Genomic DNA, 15471 nt, shown 5'->3' on the forward strand with positions numbered 1-15471 from the left:
CCGTCCCCCTGCCAGCCCCGCCCCGTCTTGTAGCAAAGGACTATTATGCTGAACGACATTTACCAAAGCCTGGATCCGGTGGCCTTTTCGCTGGGGCCCGTTTCGGTGCGCTGGTACGGGCTGGCCTACGTGCTGGGCTTCGCGCTGGCGGCCTTCATCCTGTACCGGGTGGCGAAGCGCTGGAAGGTGCGCATTACCAGCGATGACGTGATTACCATCATGCTGTGCGTGATGGTGGGCATCATCGTGTGCGCCCGATTGGGCTATTGCCTGTTCTATGGCGATGGCTACTATTTGGCCCATCCGCTGGACATCCTGGCTTTCAGCCAAGGGGGCATGAGCTTCCACGGCGGGTTGGTGGGGGCCTTGCTGGGGGGCGTTGTGGCCTGGAAGTTCACCGGCATTCCCTTCCTCACGTTGGCCGACCTCGGCGCCATTGCCGCGCCTTTGGGGCTGTTCTTCGGCCGCTGCGCCAACTTCGTGAACGGCGAGCTGTGGGGCGCCCCCACCGATTTGCCCTGGGGGGTTGTGTTCGGTGGGGCCGCCGGCACCATGCCGCGCCATCCTTCCCAGCTTTACGAGGCGCTGCTGGAAGGGCTGGTCATCTTCTGCGTGCTGTACGCCCTGTCCCGGAAGATGCCGCCGCGGCCGCGCGGCACGTTTCTGGGCGGCTTTCTGGCCATGTACGGCCTGTTCCGCTTCCTGTTGGAATTCGTGCGGCAGCCGGACGCCCAGCTGGGGTATCTGTGGGGCGGCTGGCTTACCATGGGACAGGTGCTGTCGGTGCCGCTGATTGTAGCGGGCATAGCGCTTGTCGTGTATGCGGTGCGGGCAAAGCTTCCCCAAGAAGGGGCCCCTGAGCCCCCCGAGGAGGAGGACGCCCCTGCAGCAGCCGGCCCTGGCGGAGGGGTTTCCTCGTAGCGGGTGTCCTTGCCCGCCCCCGCCGTCTGCGCTCTTTGCCCTACGCGGTGGTTACAAAGGCGCCGGCTTCCGCGCTTGTGCAGGCGAAAGCCACTACACTGAAACGAGGCCTCGTCTAGAGGTACTTTTCCATCGATTTAGGAGGATTTGTTCCATGGAAATCAAATTCTACAAGTGCAATCACTGCGGCAATATTGCGGTGAAGGTTGTTGACAAGGGCGTGCCGCTGGTGTGCTGCGGCGAAAAGATGGTGGAGATGGTGCCCGACAGCGTGGACGCCGCCACCGAGAAGCACGTGCCGGCGGTTACCCGCGAAGAGGGGCACATCCATGTGAACGTGGGCAGCGTGGACCATCCTATGACCCCCGAGCACTGGATTCAGTTCATCTGCCTGCTCACCGATGCCGGTTACGATATCCATCCCCTCACGCCGGAGAACGCCCCCAGCACCGACTTTTTCGTGCCCGCCACGGTGAAGCCGCTGGCGGTGTACGAGTACTGCAACCTGCATGGCCTGTGGGTGACTGAGCTGTAGCAACTTTGTGCGAGGCTGCGTGTTCAAGAGGCGTGCAGCGCAAAACAATCTTTCGGCACTTGAAGGCGGCCTGATGGCCGCCTTTTCTTATCGGAGCTCTTATGCGCTAGGCCGCCGTTGGCATGGGTTTCGCGGCGTAAGACAATTCGTAGGGCAGACATTCTATGTCTGCCTGGGCGGCAACTGTTTGCAGGGTGTCCGTTTGGGAAGAGGCGGAATCTTCGCTCCGCGAAAACTGGATTCGCGACATTGGCGAGATGTGCGCTAATGTGGTTTGCCACCGATGGGCGTTCTTTACAAAAGGCTTGAACTTTGCTAATGTATTACATGTAATACATTAGCAAAGGAGGCTGCTTTGGAATCTGTCCTTACGGTCAGGCTTGATGCTTACGCAAAAGAGCAGGGCACGTTGGTTATGAGGCGCCTTGGGGTGTCTCCCTCCAGTGCGGTTCGTGCTTTGTTCGATTATGCGATTAAAAACGACAGGCTTCCGTTTTCGGATTTTGCCGAGCCAACCGCGGCGGATGTTGCTTGGCGGGTTCAGGCCTTTGACCACTGCCACACGAAAAAGCCCCTTGCCCTGACCGACGAGGAGCTAAGGGAGCAGCGGCTGAAGGAGCGCTATGGATCTGATGCTTGATACCAATATCTTGCTGGACCACATCGGCCGCCGCGAGCCCTTTTACGAGCTGTCGCGACGTGCCTGCTTGTTGGGCATTTATGGCGAGGCCCGCACCTATATAACGGCCAGTATGGTTACCGACCTTTTCTATCTGCTGCGGAAGGATTTTGGGAGCTGCGAGGCGCAGCGCATGATAGAGGAGGACCTTTCCTTCCTTAAGGTGGTGGGCGTGTCGGCCGATAATGTGGCTGACGCGCTGTCGCAAAAATGGGCCGACTTCGAGGATTGCCTGGTGGCCTGCTGCGCCAAGAAAATCGGCGCCGATTACATCATTACCCGCAACCCGAAGGACTTTCAGCGTTCACCGGTGAAGGCTCTCACCCCCCAGCAGCTGTTCGACGAGTTAGACGCCCGCGGCATCGTCTACCGCGAAATAATCTGGGAAGAATAACAAGGCGCTGCCATTCGCTTCAAGGGGAGAGCCGCTGCTCTTCAAGGAGTTGCGCGCAGGTACCTTGAATGGCTGCCGTAAATCGGAGGAAATGCGCAGTTGCTGTGCGGCTTCTTGCGTTTCTGCGGCCCCGTGCTAATATAGGCGGGCTGTCTGCCCGGCCTGCCCGGGCGAAAGATGTTGCTTGGTCGGAAACCAAGAACACGAACCATAGGAGAAAAAGAATGAAGCAAGGAATTCATCCCGAGTACATGGAGTGCGTTGTGCGCTGCAGCTGCGGCAACACCTTCACCACCCGCTCCACCAAGCCGGAGATTCGCGTGGACCTGTGCAACGCCTGCCATCCCTTCTACACTGGCCAGCAGAAGCTGATTGACTCCGGTGGACGCGTGCAGCGCTTTGCCGATCGCTTCGGTTCCGCCAAGGATACCGTGGCTGCTCGCGAGGCTGCCAAGAAGGCCGAGAAGGCTGCGAAGGCCGCTGAGAAGGAAGCCGCTAAGAAGGCCGAGCGCGAGGCCAAGGCCGCTGCCAAGGCTGCCCGCGCTGCCGAGTTTGCCGCTAAGGCCGAAGCCGAGGCTGCCGCTGCCGCTGACACCGCCGACGAGGCTGCCGCCGAGGCCGTTGAGGCCGAAGTGGCTGAGGCTGCCGCCGAGGCCACTGAAGAGGCCACCGAGTAGCGCTTCCGGGATTGTTCCCAACTGGTGCACACGCCCCGCAAATGCGGGGCGTTTTTGTTTGCGCGCCCCGCTGTGCGCTATACTGATTGCTTGCGAAAAACGCCGCGTTCCCGCGAAGGAGATGCCCTATGCCCATGAACCTCGAGCAAGATTTCGTGCTGAAAACCATCGAGAGCCGCGACGTGCATTTCGTGCGCTTCTGGTTCACCGATGTGCTGGGGCACATGAAGTCCTTCGCCGTCATTCCCAGCGAGCTGGACAACGCCTTCCAAGAGGGGATGGGCTTCGACGGCAGCTGCATCGAGGGCTTTTCCCAATGGCAGGAAGCCGACATGCTGGCCTTCCCCGACCCGTCCACCTTTCAGGTGCTGCCGTGGCGGCCGCAGTCGAACGCGGTGGCCCGCATGATTTGCTCGGTGTGCACCCCCGACGGGCGCCCCTTCGAGGGCGACCCCCGCTACGTGCTGGAGCGGCAGGTGCGCCGCGCCGCCGAGATGGGCTACGGCTTCAACGTGGGGCCCGAGCTTGAGTTCTACTACTTCAAAGACGACCAGGGCACCGAGGTGCTCGACCGCGGCGGCTTCTTCGACCTCACCAGCCTGGACTACGCTTCCGACTTGCGCCGCGACACGGTGCTGACGCTGGAGAACATGGGCATTCCGGTGGAATACTCCCATCATGAGAAGGGCCCCTCTCAGAACGAGATAGACCTGCGCTACGACGAAGCGCTGTCCATGGCCGACGCGGTGATGACCTACAAGATGGTGGTGAAGGAGATTGCCCTGAAGCATGGGGTGTACGCGTCGTTCATGCCCAAGCCCATGGCCGACCAGCCGGGCAGCGGCATGCACGTGCACCAGAGCCTGTTTTACCTGGACGGCGGCAACGCCTTTTTCGACCCCGACAACCCTGCAGGTTACGGCTTGTCGGACACAGCGAAGCACTACCTGGCGGGCATTTTGAAGTACGCGCCGGAATTCTGCCTGGTCACCAACCAGCACGTGAATTCCTACAAGCGCTTGGCGGCGGGCGGCGATGCGCCGGTTGCGGTGGGCTGGAGCCGTCACAACCGCTCTACGCTGGTGCGGGTGCCCAGCTACCGCCCCAACAGCGAAAACGCCAGCCGCATCGAGCTGCGCAGCCCTGATCCTTCCGCTAACCCCTATCTGGCCTTCGCCGCCATGCTGGCAGCGGGGCTTTCGGGCATCGAGCAGCAGTTGCCGCTGGAGCCTCCCTGCGAAGGGGACAGCTGTCCCGCCGACGGCGTGGGGCGCCGGCTGCCGGAAAGCCTGGGAGAGGCGGTGGAGCTGTTTGCCAACAGCCAGCTGATGCGGGAGGCGATGGGCCCCCTGGTGCACGACTACTTGGTGCAGGCGAAGCGCAGGGAGTGGGAAGAGTACCAGGCGGTAGTGACCCCCTGGGAGCGCGATCGTTTTTTGGCGGTGTTGTAAATGCAGCGGAAAATGGTGATTTTCATAGCCGACAGCCTGGACAACGCCCATCGGTTCCAACAGGTGCTCAGTCATATGGACGTGGATGTGGCGGCGGGGTCGTCGCTGCATTTGAAGAAGCTGCTGGCCGCCCATCCCGATCGCGATTTGGTAATCATCGAAGCCCGCGACGATGCGGTTACCAGCATCGCCCAGGCGGAAAGCCAGTTGATGGAAGACGGCAGCTGTGCCATGTTGGTGATTGTGAGCGAAGCGCAGCTGGCCACCTTCCGGCTGCCGGTGCAAGTGAAGGCTGACTTCGTGGTGCAGGGCTCCTCCGCCGCCGAAATAGGGGCGCGGGTGCGGCAGCTGCTGTGGCCGGGCAACGAAACCTCCTCGGCCGATTTCATCACAGTGGACTCCATGACCATCAACATGGCCACCTACCAAGTGAAGGTGAACGGGCAGCCGCTCGACCTCACCTATCTGGAGTACGCGCTGCTGGCGTTTCTGGTAACCCACCCGGGCCGCACCTATTCCCGTGACGCGCTGCTACGGCGGGTGTGGGGGTTCGACTATTACGGCGGCAGCCGCACGGTGGATGTGCACGTGCGCCGCGTGAGGGCGAAGCTGGGCCCCGAGCTTGCCCAGCACCTGGAAACGGTGCGCGGGGTAGGGTATCTGTGGAGCGCCTAGGCGAGGGGCCTGCCTTCGTGTTGCGCTGAAAGCCCGGTTCGGCCTCCGCGCGCTTCGGGTTTGGCCTCGCGGGTGCCGGGTCTGGGCCTGCGGGCTTCGGGCCTGAATTCGTAGGGAAGAGATTCTATCTCTTCCTGATGCTGCAGCCAGGTGAGGGTTGTCGGCCAGGCAGAGATAGAATCTCTGCCCTATGAAAAGGGACAGGCGAGTGGTGACAGCCGGCCAGGCAGAGGTGTAGTTTCGGCCCTACGAAGAGGCTTGGGCGGTTGTTGGCGGTGGTGTGAAGAGGATTTTGCGGAGTGGCTTTGAACGGTTTACATCTGAAATTGAACTCAAACAAACTTGAACTATAGCGGTAGTAAATTTGAACCAATGAGTAAAGGCGGCTGTTGAACGTAGGGTTCATAGCGGCAGAAAAGCCAAGAGGGAGCAGTTATGAAAGCACCTAAGAAAGTAGCGGTAATCGATGGAAACTCCCTGATGCACCGGGCCTATCACGGAGTGCCTCCCACTATGAACGCCGCCGATGGTACTCCTACCAACGCGGTGTTCGGCTTCTTGCAAATGATTTTGAAGTTCATTGAAATGGAGAACCCCGACGCCATCGTATGCGCCTTCGATGCTGGCAAACCGAAGTTTAGAATTGAACAACTTGAACAATACAAGGCCCAGCGTCCACCGATGGACGATGAACTTCGGGTTCAATTTCCCATCATCGAAGAACTGCTGGCCTCCATGGCTATTCCGGTGGTGAAAGTGCCCGGGTGGGAAGGGGACGACATCCTGGGAACGGTGGCCGCCCGCGACGAGGCGCTGGGGTACCGCACCCTGCTGGTGACCGGTGACAAGGACGCCTACCAGCTGGCCACCGACGCCACCTCCATTGTCACCACGAAGAAGGGCCTCACCGACGTTCAGGTGTACGGGCCCGCCGAAGTGGAGGAGCGCTACGGTGTTACCCCCGCGCAGTTCATTGACTTCCTGGGGCTCATGGGCGACAGCTCCGACAACATTCCCGGCGTGGCCGGCATCGGCCCCAAGAACGCCGCCAAACTGCTGTCCCAATACGGGTCCATCGAGGGCATTTACGAGAACGTGGACAGGCTGAAGGGCAAGCAGAAAGAGAACATCATAGCCGGCCGCGACAGCGCCTTCCTTTCCCGCAGAATTGCCACCATCGTTACCGATTTGGACTTCCCGTTGGACTTGGAAGAGCTGCGGTTCCCGTCGTTTCAGCCGGAGGCGGTGCAAGAGGTCTTCGGCAAGTTCTCTCTGAACAGCCAGATGACTCGTGTGCTCTCGCTGGTGGGGGCCACGCCGGCGAAGGGGCCGGCGGCCCAGCTGGATTTCGGCCAGCTGGTGCAGGAGGCCGATGAAGCCCGCGCCGTTGTGGCGAAGGCCCTGGACGAGGGGACGCTTGTGGGGGTGGCCCGCATCGCGGCGGAAGATAGGGAAGGGGAGGCCCAGGCCTCGCTGTTCTCGGAAGAGCCGCAGGATTTGGTGGCGTTCGCCTGCGGCGGCGCCACGGTGGTGGCCGAGCCGCCGCTGGCCTTCGAGCTTTTGGCGGAAGTGGTGGCGCGGGGCACCTTTGCCGCCTTCAGCCTGAAAGAGCTGCTGCACTGCGTGCTGCCGGCCGACTCCTCGCTGGAGGCGCTGGTGACGCCAGTCCAGGCGATGGCGTGCCGCGGGTTCGACGCGGGGCTGGCCGCCTACGTGCTGAACTCTTCCACCAGCGCCTATACGTTGGAGGCGCTGTGCGAAGACTGCCAGCTGGGCGCCTTGCCCGAAATGGAAGAGGAGCCCGAGCGGCTGGCGCTTGCCGCCGAGGCGCTGCGGCAGCTGGTGGGGGTGCTGGACAAGCGGCTGGCGGGCGATGACAGCGCCGCCGCTTACTTCGATATCGATTTGCCGCTGGTGGCGGTGCTGGCCCTCATGGAACGGGCCGGCGTGGAGATAGACGGCCCCGGCCTGGCGTCGTTGGCCGCCGAGGCGCAGCAGCAGCTGGACACCCTTTCCGCCCAGATTTTCGAAGCCGCCGGCGAGCGCTTCAACATCGATTCCCCCAAGCAGCTGGGGCGCATCTTGTTCGAGGTGCTGGGGCTGCCCACCCTGAAGAAGAACCAACGGGGCTATTCCACCGACGCCAGCGTGCTGAAAGAGCTGGCCAAGCAAAGCGACGTGCCCGATTTGGTGCTGCGCTACCGGGAAATGGCGAAGCTGAAGAGCACCTACCTTGACGCGCTGCCAAAACTGGCGCAGCGGGCGGGGGACGGCCGCATCCACACCCGCTTCCATGAAACGGTGACCACCACCGGCCGTTTGTCCTCTTCCGATCCCAACCTGCAGAATATCCCGGTGCGTACCGATTTCGGCCGTCGCATCCGCGAGTGCTTCGTGCCGCTGGACGCTGGCAGTCTTTTCCTCTCGGCGGACTATTCCCAAATCGAGCTGAGGCTTCTGGCCCATCTTTCCCAAGATGAGCATTTGGTGGCCGCTTTCAATTCCGGCGCCGATTTCCACACCGCCACTGCCGCGCGGGTGTTTGACATCGCCCCCGACGCCGTGACCCCCGCCCAGCGCAGCCGTGCGAAGGCGGTTAACTTCGGCATCGTGTACGGCCAGCAGGCCTTCGGGCTGTCCCAAACCCTCGACATTCCGGTGGCGGAAGCGCGCGAGATGATCGACCGCTACTTCGCCGCTTATCCCGGCGTGCGCCGCTTTTTGGACGAGACGGTGGCCGACGCCAAGCAGCTGGGTTACGCCCAAACCATGTTCGGCCGCAAGCGCCACATCCCCGAACTGCGCGCCAAGAACTTCCAGCAGCGTAGCTTCGGCGAGCGCACCGCCATGAACCACCCCATGCAGGGCTCTGCCGCCGACATCATCAAGCTGGCCATGCGCCAGGTGCAGCAGCGGCTGCTGGAGGAGGGCATGGAGGCGCAGCTGCTCATCCAGGTGCACGACGAGCTGGACTTCTCGGTGCCGAAGGGGGAGGTGGAGCAGCTGGCGGCCATGGTGAAGGAGATTATGGAGGGCATCGCCGATTTGCGCGTGCCCCTCATCGCCGATGTGAGCTGGGGAGAAAACTGGGCCCAAGCCCACTGAGTTCCGGCCGCCTGACGGCAGCCGGAACCAGTCGTCCGCTGAAACATCCCCATGCGCCCCATCTTGGCGCTCACCCCCTTCCTTCGCGCACCGCAGTGCGCTCAGCCGGGCTTCGGGCCAATCTGGGGCACCTGGGAATGTTTCAGCTGCTGATATGGACCCGTGGTGCCTCTTTGTCTCCGAATTTCGGCCCTACGAAAATGGCCCGGCAGAACGAGCCCGTCGCGGCCGTGCGGGGGAAGGGCGGGGGTGGTCCAACAAAGCGAGTTCCGCACGACGAAAACGCGCCAGTGGCGCGTTTTCCAAAGCAGGACTGTCTGAGCGACTTGGGCTGCCCCCGCCCTTCCCCCTGCTCCTGCTCCGGAAATGGCGAAGGCCCCGCGTTGGAGGGAGCGGGGCCTTCGGAGGGGAGGGGATGGTTCGGGTGGGCTACTGGATAATCAGCTGGTTTTCCTCTTCGGGGGTGATCCAGCCTTCTGGCAGCTGGGCCTCGTTGTGGCAGTCGGCGCACACCAGCACCGACGCCCGGTGCCCTTTGTGGCAGTCGCTGCACTCCCGCTGGCCGTGCTGGGCCACGTGGGGGTTGAAGCTCAGGTCGGCCGTGGCCTCGATCAGCTGTTGGCGCGTGGTGAGGTCGGCGCCGTCGGCGGTCACATGGCAGCCGCTCTTCAGGCAGAACTGGTCGGCGTCCATGCCCGATGCCTCGGTCAGCGAATTCAGATCGCCTTCCATCAGCGGGAACACGTAGTTGCCGCTCACCCAGCTCACCGCTTCGCCAACCTGCTCGGACAGGGTGGGCACATGGCAGTCCATGCAGGCCTCGCCGGCTTCGCGGTGGGTAACCGCCAGCATGGCGTTGGTGTTGGACACGGCGTTGTTCCACTTGTCCACGCCCTCGGCACCGGCCGGCTCCTCGTAGGTTTCCAGGTACGGATCCATGGGGATGTGGCAGATGGCGGCGCAGAAGCTGGGCTGCTCGTGCCACACCCAAAGCCCGGCGCCCGCAACCACCACGATGGCGGCCACTACGGCGGCGGCGATGGGCCCCTTCTTGCGCCCCTTTTTCACGGCCACCTGTTTAGGGGCGGCCTCGGGGGTCTTCTCCTCTTCGCTCATGGGTTTCTCCAATCTGTGCGGGGGTTAGCCCAGGAACTCGGCCACGGACTTGCCGCATTCGCGGCCCAGCACCATGGCGAACGCGATGGACACGCCGGGGATGGGGGTGACGTACTCGGTGCCGAAGCGGCGGCCGCAGTCGTTGCCGGAAACGTACAGGCCAGGGATGGGCTCGTAGTTGGCATCCAGGGCGTTCTGCTCGCCGTTGGTGATGATGCCGCCCATGGTAACCATGGTCTCGCCCAGTTCGGGATCGAAGGTACAGGCGTAGAACGGCGGTTCCTTCACCGGGAACAGCACCTTCGGGTCGCGGCCGAACTCCAGGTCAACGCCGGATTCGCAGTATTCGTTCCAGCGGGCGATCTGCTCCACGAAGGCTGTGGCGGCGTCTCCGGTGAGCCCCAGCTGGCCCGCCAGGCCCTCCAGGGTGTCGTCGGCGATGTAGTCCACCGAGCCCATGGGGCCGCCCTTGGGCTCGCCGCCCTCGCCGCCGGGAGCACCGCCCTCGCCGCCGGGAGCACCGCCGGGAGCACCGCCGGCAGCGGCACCGGCAGCTGCGGCTGGCACTGCGCCGTTCTGACCTCCGCCTTCGCCGCCCTGTGCCTGCGAATCGCTCGATTCCGGCTCCACGTAGGTGCCGTTGAATTTGGCGTAAGCGGTGTCCAGCGCCTCCCTCAGCGATGCGATGTTCTCCTCGCTAGCGGTGAAGCCAGCGTGCTGGGGCAGTGTATACTGGCGGTACTCGGGAAAGTTGTTGTCGCAGATGGCAAATTTAGTCTTGCGGCTCATGAAGGTGGTCTGGTAACCGCGTTGCTCGGAGGTGGGGTAGTACTCGTTGCAGAAGCGCTTGCCGTTTTCGTCAACCCATACCGCTTGCGGTAGGCAGTTCATCTTGCCTGGCAGAGAGAGGCCTTTCATGTTCATGCCGGCGATGGGGGTGGTCTCCAGGTGTGCGCCGGCCCAGTAGGCCATCTGCACGCCGCGGCCGTCGTTGGCCGACATCGAGCTCAGCTGCTCGCCTTCCACCAGCGCCTGGGCCATATCGGGCATGAAGTAGGCCATCATTTCGGGGTTGCCTCCCATGCCGCCACAGCTCAGCACTACCGCGCGGCAGTTCACCTTGATGTAGCCCGCATCGCTTTTCGCCACAATGCCCGCCACCTTGCCGTCTTCCATAATCAGGTATTCGCCGGTGGTGCCGTACAGGAACTCGGCTCCGTGCTGCTTGGCGATGTCGTGGTTCATCCCCACGATTTTGGTCTGATTGCAGCCGCCGTAGAAGCTGCACACGCTGGGCCAGAACTTAATGCCGGACAACTCGCTCATCTGGTGTTCGGTGGGCGGGAAGAACGCGGTGGTCATGGTGGCGAAATCCTCTTCGGACAGCGGCTCCAGATACCAGTTCGAGTTCGCTTCAGAATTCTGGGCGAATTTCATTACCAGCGAGGGGTTGGGCATGTTGGAGGTGATCTTCATGAAGTTCTGGTAGAACTCCACCGGGTCGATTGCCGGTACGCCGCGTTTTTTCAGGATTGCGGCGTTCAGCGAGGCGAACTCATTGCCGGTGGCGGCATAGGTGTCCTCTGGTTGCTTTTCGATGACGATTACCTTCTTGCCCTGCTCGGCAAGCTCGCGGCTGGCGGTGGTGCCGGCGAAACCCAGGCCGCACACCACGGCGTCGCAATCGTACTCGGCAGTGAAGTCGGTCACTTCCGTCGGCTGGGTCATCCATGAGGTGTCCTTCACATTGTGGATGACGTTGGTTCCGGCGCTCGCCTGGCCCTCCGCTTCGCCGTAGGTCATCGAATTGCCCTCGATGAAACGGGGCGTGGGGGCGCATCCCGTCAGGCTGCTTCCGGCCGCCACCGCCGCCGCGGCGGCTCCCAGGCTCAGGAAAGCGCGGCGCGACAAGCCCTTCGCCGGAGCTTCTTCCATGTGACTCATATTCCCTCCTTTGTCGGTTTGGCGCCCGATGGGGTCCGGGCGCATCCATGGCCCCATAATGGCGCGCCGCGGCCCTTCGCGGCTATCGCTGGTTTCTGGGAAAGGGGCGCTTTTGTCATCGCGGTTTTGGGGTATTTTTCCAAAACGCCTGGTAAAGCCTTATGTGTGGGGAAAAGTGCGGAAGGCGTGCGGCCGCTCCGGCGGCTATGGGGTGGTATCCTTCGTGTTGCGCGCGGCACGCGGGGCGGCAGCTCTCAGGGCGCGCTGCTGCGTTTCGCGTATATATAAAAGAGAGAGGCGGGCACGGGCTATGGATGCGGTCAAGGGTTTTCGGCCGGAATTGCTGCTGTTCGCGGCTTTCTTCGCCACCATTCCCTTTTTCTCGCCCAATTACACGGTGTTCCACGCGGTTTCCGATTTATCCGATGTTGCGGTGGGCCCCTTTGCCCAGGCGGCGCTGGTGGCCGGCGCCGTTGCGGGCGTGGCCGTGACGGTGGCCGCCGCGCGGGGCCGGGCGCAGGTTTTGGAGTCGCCGCCGGTGATGACCGTCAGCGCCGTTCTGTACGTTGTCGGCTACGGGGCGCTGTGCGCGGGGCTTCTGGCGGAGGTGCCGGTGGCGCTTGTGGTTGCGGCGGCGGTGGCCACTGCGGCCGGCAGCGCCGGGGGCGCGGTTGTCTCTGATTCCGATGCCGTTGAGGCCTCGGGGCCCCGCGGCACCGCTGTCGGCGAGCCGCCGGCTCCCCCCGATTCCATCGACAACCTCTCCCGTCGCCAAGGGGAGCCGCTGTTTCGCCTGTTTGGCCGTATGGGCACGGTGCTGTTCGTGCCTTTCGTGGGGCTTTTGATGTTCGCCTTCATCACCGGCGTGCGCAAGTTCATGCTGTTCGACGTAGTGTACATGGAAGACCTTGGCATCGTGCTGGGGGCTATGGCCGCCATCCCGCTTTCGTTGGTGAAGACGCGCCGGCCGCTTCTGCCTTTTGTGTACCAGGTGGTGCTGCCGCTGTTCGCGCTGGTGCTGGTGGTGCTGAACAGCTTCCCCCAGTCCACCCCTCCGCTGTGGCTGGCGGCATGGGTGTCTTACGGCTTTTTCGGCCTCATCGCCATTTTGGCGCTGGCCAGCCTGTGCGCCATGGCTCATGCCGGCGAGTTCTCTGTGGCCCTCATTTACGGTGCCACGGTGGCGGGGTTTTGCCTGGTGTCGCTTCTGGGCATGTTCTGCGGCACGCTGCCGCCTTTCGCCGTGCACAACGGGGGACCGGCGCTTTTGGTGGTGAGCACGCTGTATTTTGCCTTCCTCATCGCCATGGCGCTCAATGCCGGGTGGCAGGTGCAAGAGCGCGCCGCCGCCATGGAGGCGCCAACCGCGGAAGGGGAGCGGGGCGGCCTGGCTGCCCGGTGCAGGCAGCACGCCGAGGCCTGCGGTCTGTCGCCGCGGGAGGGGGAAATTTTCATGTACCTGGCGCGGGGCCATACTCCCGCGTTCATCGCCAAAACGCTGGTGATTTCCGAAAGCACCGTGCGCACCCACGCGAAGAGCATCTACCGCAAGCTGGGCGTCTCTTCCCGCGAACAGCTCATGCAGCTGGTGGACCGCTCGTGAGGCAATAGCGTGTCAAGGGGACGTGCGCTCTTGACACATCATTCGTAGGGCAGAGATTCCCTCTCTGCCTAAACGAACGGCCCGTGCGGGGCAGCGGCGTCATGACAGGGGATGGGGATAACGTCCTCTTGACACGCCCGCTGGCATGCATCCTCTGATGCGTCTTTCGCCGAATGTACGGTTCATTACGCGGCTTTGTTTTGCTAGCATTCGAGCATTCGACTTTTTTGCCAAATGCGAATGAGAGGTGCGAGCAAATGACTTTGGGAGTAACCAGAAAAGACCTTGTGATGGTGGCCGTACTGCTGGTGGGCGTGCTGCTGGCAGTGCTGAACCAGACGTTCCTGTCGCCGGCGCTGCCCACCATCATGGTCGATGTGGGGGTGGACGCCACCACGGTGCAGTGGCTCACGTCGGGCTATGCGCTGGTGGAGGCGGTGGTCATCCCGCTTTCCGCCTACCTGATTGGGCGTTTTTCCACCCGCCAGCTATTCATTACGGCGTTTGCCCTGTTCACAGTGGGCAGCTTGTCGGCGGCGCTGGCCCCTAACTTTTGGGTGCTGCTGCTGGGGCGCGTGCTGCAGGCCACCTGCACCGGCATGGCCATGCCCATGGTGTTCACCGTCATCCTGCTGGTGTTTCCTCGCGAGAAGCGCGGCACCGCCATGGGGGTTATCGGCCTTATCATCGGCTTCGCGCCAGCGGTGGGCCCCTCGGTGGCAGGCCTTTTGGTGGATTCGGTGGGTTGGCGGGCGCTCTTCGCCGTCGTAACCGGGCTGTCGGTGGCGGTTATTCTGCTGGCGGTGTTTGTGCTGAAGAATTATGGCAATTTCACCCGCGCCCCCTTCGACGCCCTGTCGGTGGCGCTCTCCACGGTGGGCCTGGTTTGCCTGCTGTACGGCCTGTCCACCTTCGCCCATAGCGAAAACCTCGTTATCACCTTCGCCCTGATGGCGTTTGGCCTGGTGGTGTGCGGCCTGTACGTGCGCCGCCAAACCAAGCTTCCGGTGCCCATGCTGCACGTGGATATTTTGAGAACCCGCAAGTACGCCATCACGGTGGTGGTGATCGTCATCATCCAGGCGGCGCTGATGGGCTGCGAAGTAATCACGCCCCTCTACATCCAGGGGGTGCTGGGCAACTCTGCCTCCGTTTCCGGCTTCGCCATGCTTCCGGGCGCCGTCATCGGTGCGGTGATGGGCCTGCTCTCGGGCCGGTTGTTCGATCGCTACGGCCTGCGGAAGGTGGTCATTCCCGGCATCATCGTGGCGGTACTGGGGGCCTCGGGTCTGGCGCGGCTGGGCATCGACAGCCCCATCATCGCGGTCACCCTCACCTACACCACGCTGGCTATCGGTCTTCAGTTCACCATGACGCCGCTTAACACCTGGGGCGTCAATTCGCTGTCCAACTCCATGATCCACCATGCCGAGAGCGTGTCGAACACCCTGAATCAGGTGGCCGCTTCGGTGGGCACGGCGGTGCTGGTGTCGGTTTCCGCCATGGCGCCGGGGCTGTACCCGGAGGCCAGCGGCCTTGAGCAAATGTACCTGGGCGACCACATGGCCTATACCACCACCTTCGCCATCATGGTGCTGGCGGCGCTGATTGTCATCTTTGTGGCGCGCGAGAAGAAGGGGGCCGAAGTGGCGGTGCCCGCCGATTCGCTGCCCGATTACAGTGCCGGCTTCGACGGCGTGACGGTGGACGCCACCGCAGACGAGCGGCGCGGCCCCGCCAGCTATGTGGCGTCGGATGTGATGAACCGCCAGCCGGTGGTGGTGAGCGATGCCGATACCATGGAGACGGTGATTCGCCAGATGGCCGCCCAGGAGACTGGTGGCTTGCCGGTGGTGAACGGGGAAGGGGCCCTGGTGGGTTTTGTCACCGACGGCGATGTGGCGTCGTATCTGGGACGCACCGAGATTTCGCTGGTGGACTCGTCGCTGAATATCTACCGATACGCCGACGACGAGACGTCTGTTTCGCGGTTGCGGGATTTGCTGGCTCTGAACGTTATGGCGGTGGCCACCCATCGGGTGATTTCCGTGAAGCCCGACACGCCGGTGGACGAGGTGTGCGCCCTGTTCGCCAGCAAGCGCATTAAGAAGGTGCCGGTGGTGGGGGCCGATGGGCGCCTGGTGGGCGTTTTGTCGCGCCGCAACATCATGCGCTCCCTCGCTGACGCCATCGACCGCCTGGAGGCCCTGGAGTCCTAACCCCAACCACATCACCCAGAGGCCCCGGAGCCTAGGAGCTCCTGAGCCTAGGAGCTTTGGAGCCCCGGGCCCCAGGGGCTCCAAGCCCAACCACCGCCCAGGAACCCTGAGCCCCAGATCCCTGGACCCCCCGGAGCCCAGAGCCCCCAGAC

Annotated in this window: 12 protein-coding genes; 10 read left to right on the forward strand and 2 right to left on the reverse strand. The window is 63.0% G+C overall.

All coding sequences use genetic code 11. The annotated features are described in order from the left end of the window. The first annotated feature begins 45 nt into the window (after nt 1-45). The 8 genes from lgt to polA all read left to right on the forward strand — a co-directional run bounded on the left by lgt (nt 46) and on the right by polA (nt 8437). Complete coding sequence (gene lgt, locus DMP11_RS09620; protein WP_123186271.1) at nt 46-921, forward strand: prolipoprotein diacylglyceryl transferase; 876 nt, start codon at nt 46-48, stop codon at nt 919-921. A gap of 154 nt (nt 922-1075) precedes the next feature. Further along, nucleotides 1076-1456 (forward strand): desulfoferrodoxin family protein, encoded by a 381-nt coding sequence (locus tag DMP11_RS09625; protein ID WP_123186272.1) that lies wholly within the window; start codon nt 1076-1078, stop codon nt 1454-1456. A gap of 355 nt (nt 1457-1811) precedes the next feature. Continuing rightward, a complete protein-coding gene (locus tag DMP11_RS09630; RefSeq protein ID WP_123186273.1) occupies nt 1812-2096 on the forward strand; it encodes a type II toxin-antitoxin system RelB/DinJ family antitoxin in 285 nt (94 codons plus the stop codon). Continuing rightward, nucleotides 2080-2529, forward strand: coding sequence for a type II toxin-antitoxin system VapC family toxin (locus DMP11_RS09635; protein ID WP_123186274.1), 450 nt, complete (start codon nt 2080-2082; stop codon nt 2527-2529). The genes DMP11_RS09630 and DMP11_RS09635 overlap by 17 nt, the downstream gene beginning before the upstream one ends. Nucleotides 2530-2753: 224 nt before the next feature. Next, nucleotides 2754-3206, forward strand: coding sequence for a 50S ribosomal protein L31 (rpmE, locus tag DMP11_RS09640; RefSeq protein WP_123186275.1), 453 nt, complete (start codon nt 2754-2756; stop codon nt 3204-3206). 128 nt (nt 3207-3334) lie between these two features. Next, entirely contained in the window at nt 3335-4657 is a 1323-nt protein-coding gene (locus DMP11_RS09645) for a glutamine synthetase family protein (protein WP_123186276.1), read from the forward strand. Nucleotides 4658-4669: 12 nt separating this feature from the next. After that, on the forward strand, nt 4670-5332 hold the full coding sequence (locus DMP11_RS09650) for a winged helix-turn-helix domain-containing protein (RefSeq protein ID WP_214646991.1): 663 nt from the start codon (nt 4670-4672) through the stop codon (nt 5330-5332). 435 nt (nt 5333-5767) lie between these two features. Continuing rightward, complete coding sequence (polA, locus tag DMP11_RS09655) at nt 5768-8437, forward strand: DNA polymerase I (RefSeq protein WP_123186278.1); 2670 nt, start codon at nt 5768-5770, stop codon at nt 8435-8437. Nucleotides 8438-8866: 429 nt separating this feature from the next. Here the strand turns inward: polA and DMP11_RS09660 are convergent, their stop codons facing one another. Together DMP11_RS09660 and DMP11_RS09665 are read right to left on the reverse strand one after the other, a co-directional pair. Then, nucleotides 8867-9553 (reverse strand): cytochrome c3 family protein, encoded by a 687-nt coding sequence (locus tag DMP11_RS09660; RefSeq protein ID WP_123186279.1) that lies wholly within the window; start codon nt 9551-9553, stop codon nt 8867-8869. 24 nt (nt 9554-9577) lie between these two features. Beyond that, entirely contained in the window at nt 9578-11497 is a 1920-nt protein-coding gene (locus DMP11_RS09665; protein ID WP_161555359.1) for an FAD-binding protein, read from the reverse strand. Between the two features lie 310 nt (nt 11498-11807). Between DMP11_RS09665 and DMP11_RS09670 the strand changes: the two genes are divergently transcribed. Both DMP11_RS09670 and DMP11_RS09675 read left to right on the forward strand, forming a co-directional pair. After that, nucleotides 11808-13100, forward strand: coding sequence for a helix-turn-helix transcriptional regulator (locus tag DMP11_RS09670; protein WP_123186281.1), 1293 nt, complete (start codon nt 11808-11810; stop codon nt 13098-13100). 257 nt (nt 13101-13357) lie between these two features. Next, entirely contained in the window at nt 13358-15319 is a 1962-nt protein-coding gene (locus DMP11_RS09675; RefSeq protein ID WP_214646990.1) for an MDR family MFS transporter, read from the forward strand. The last annotated feature ends 152 nt before the right edge of the window (nt 15320-15471 follow it).

It is taken from the genome of Parvibacter caecicola, assembly GCF_003725335.1.
In the GTDB taxonomy this organism is placed as follows: Bacteria; Actinomycetota; Coriobacteriia; order Coriobacteriales; family Eggerthellaceae; genus Parvibacter; species Parvibacter caecicola.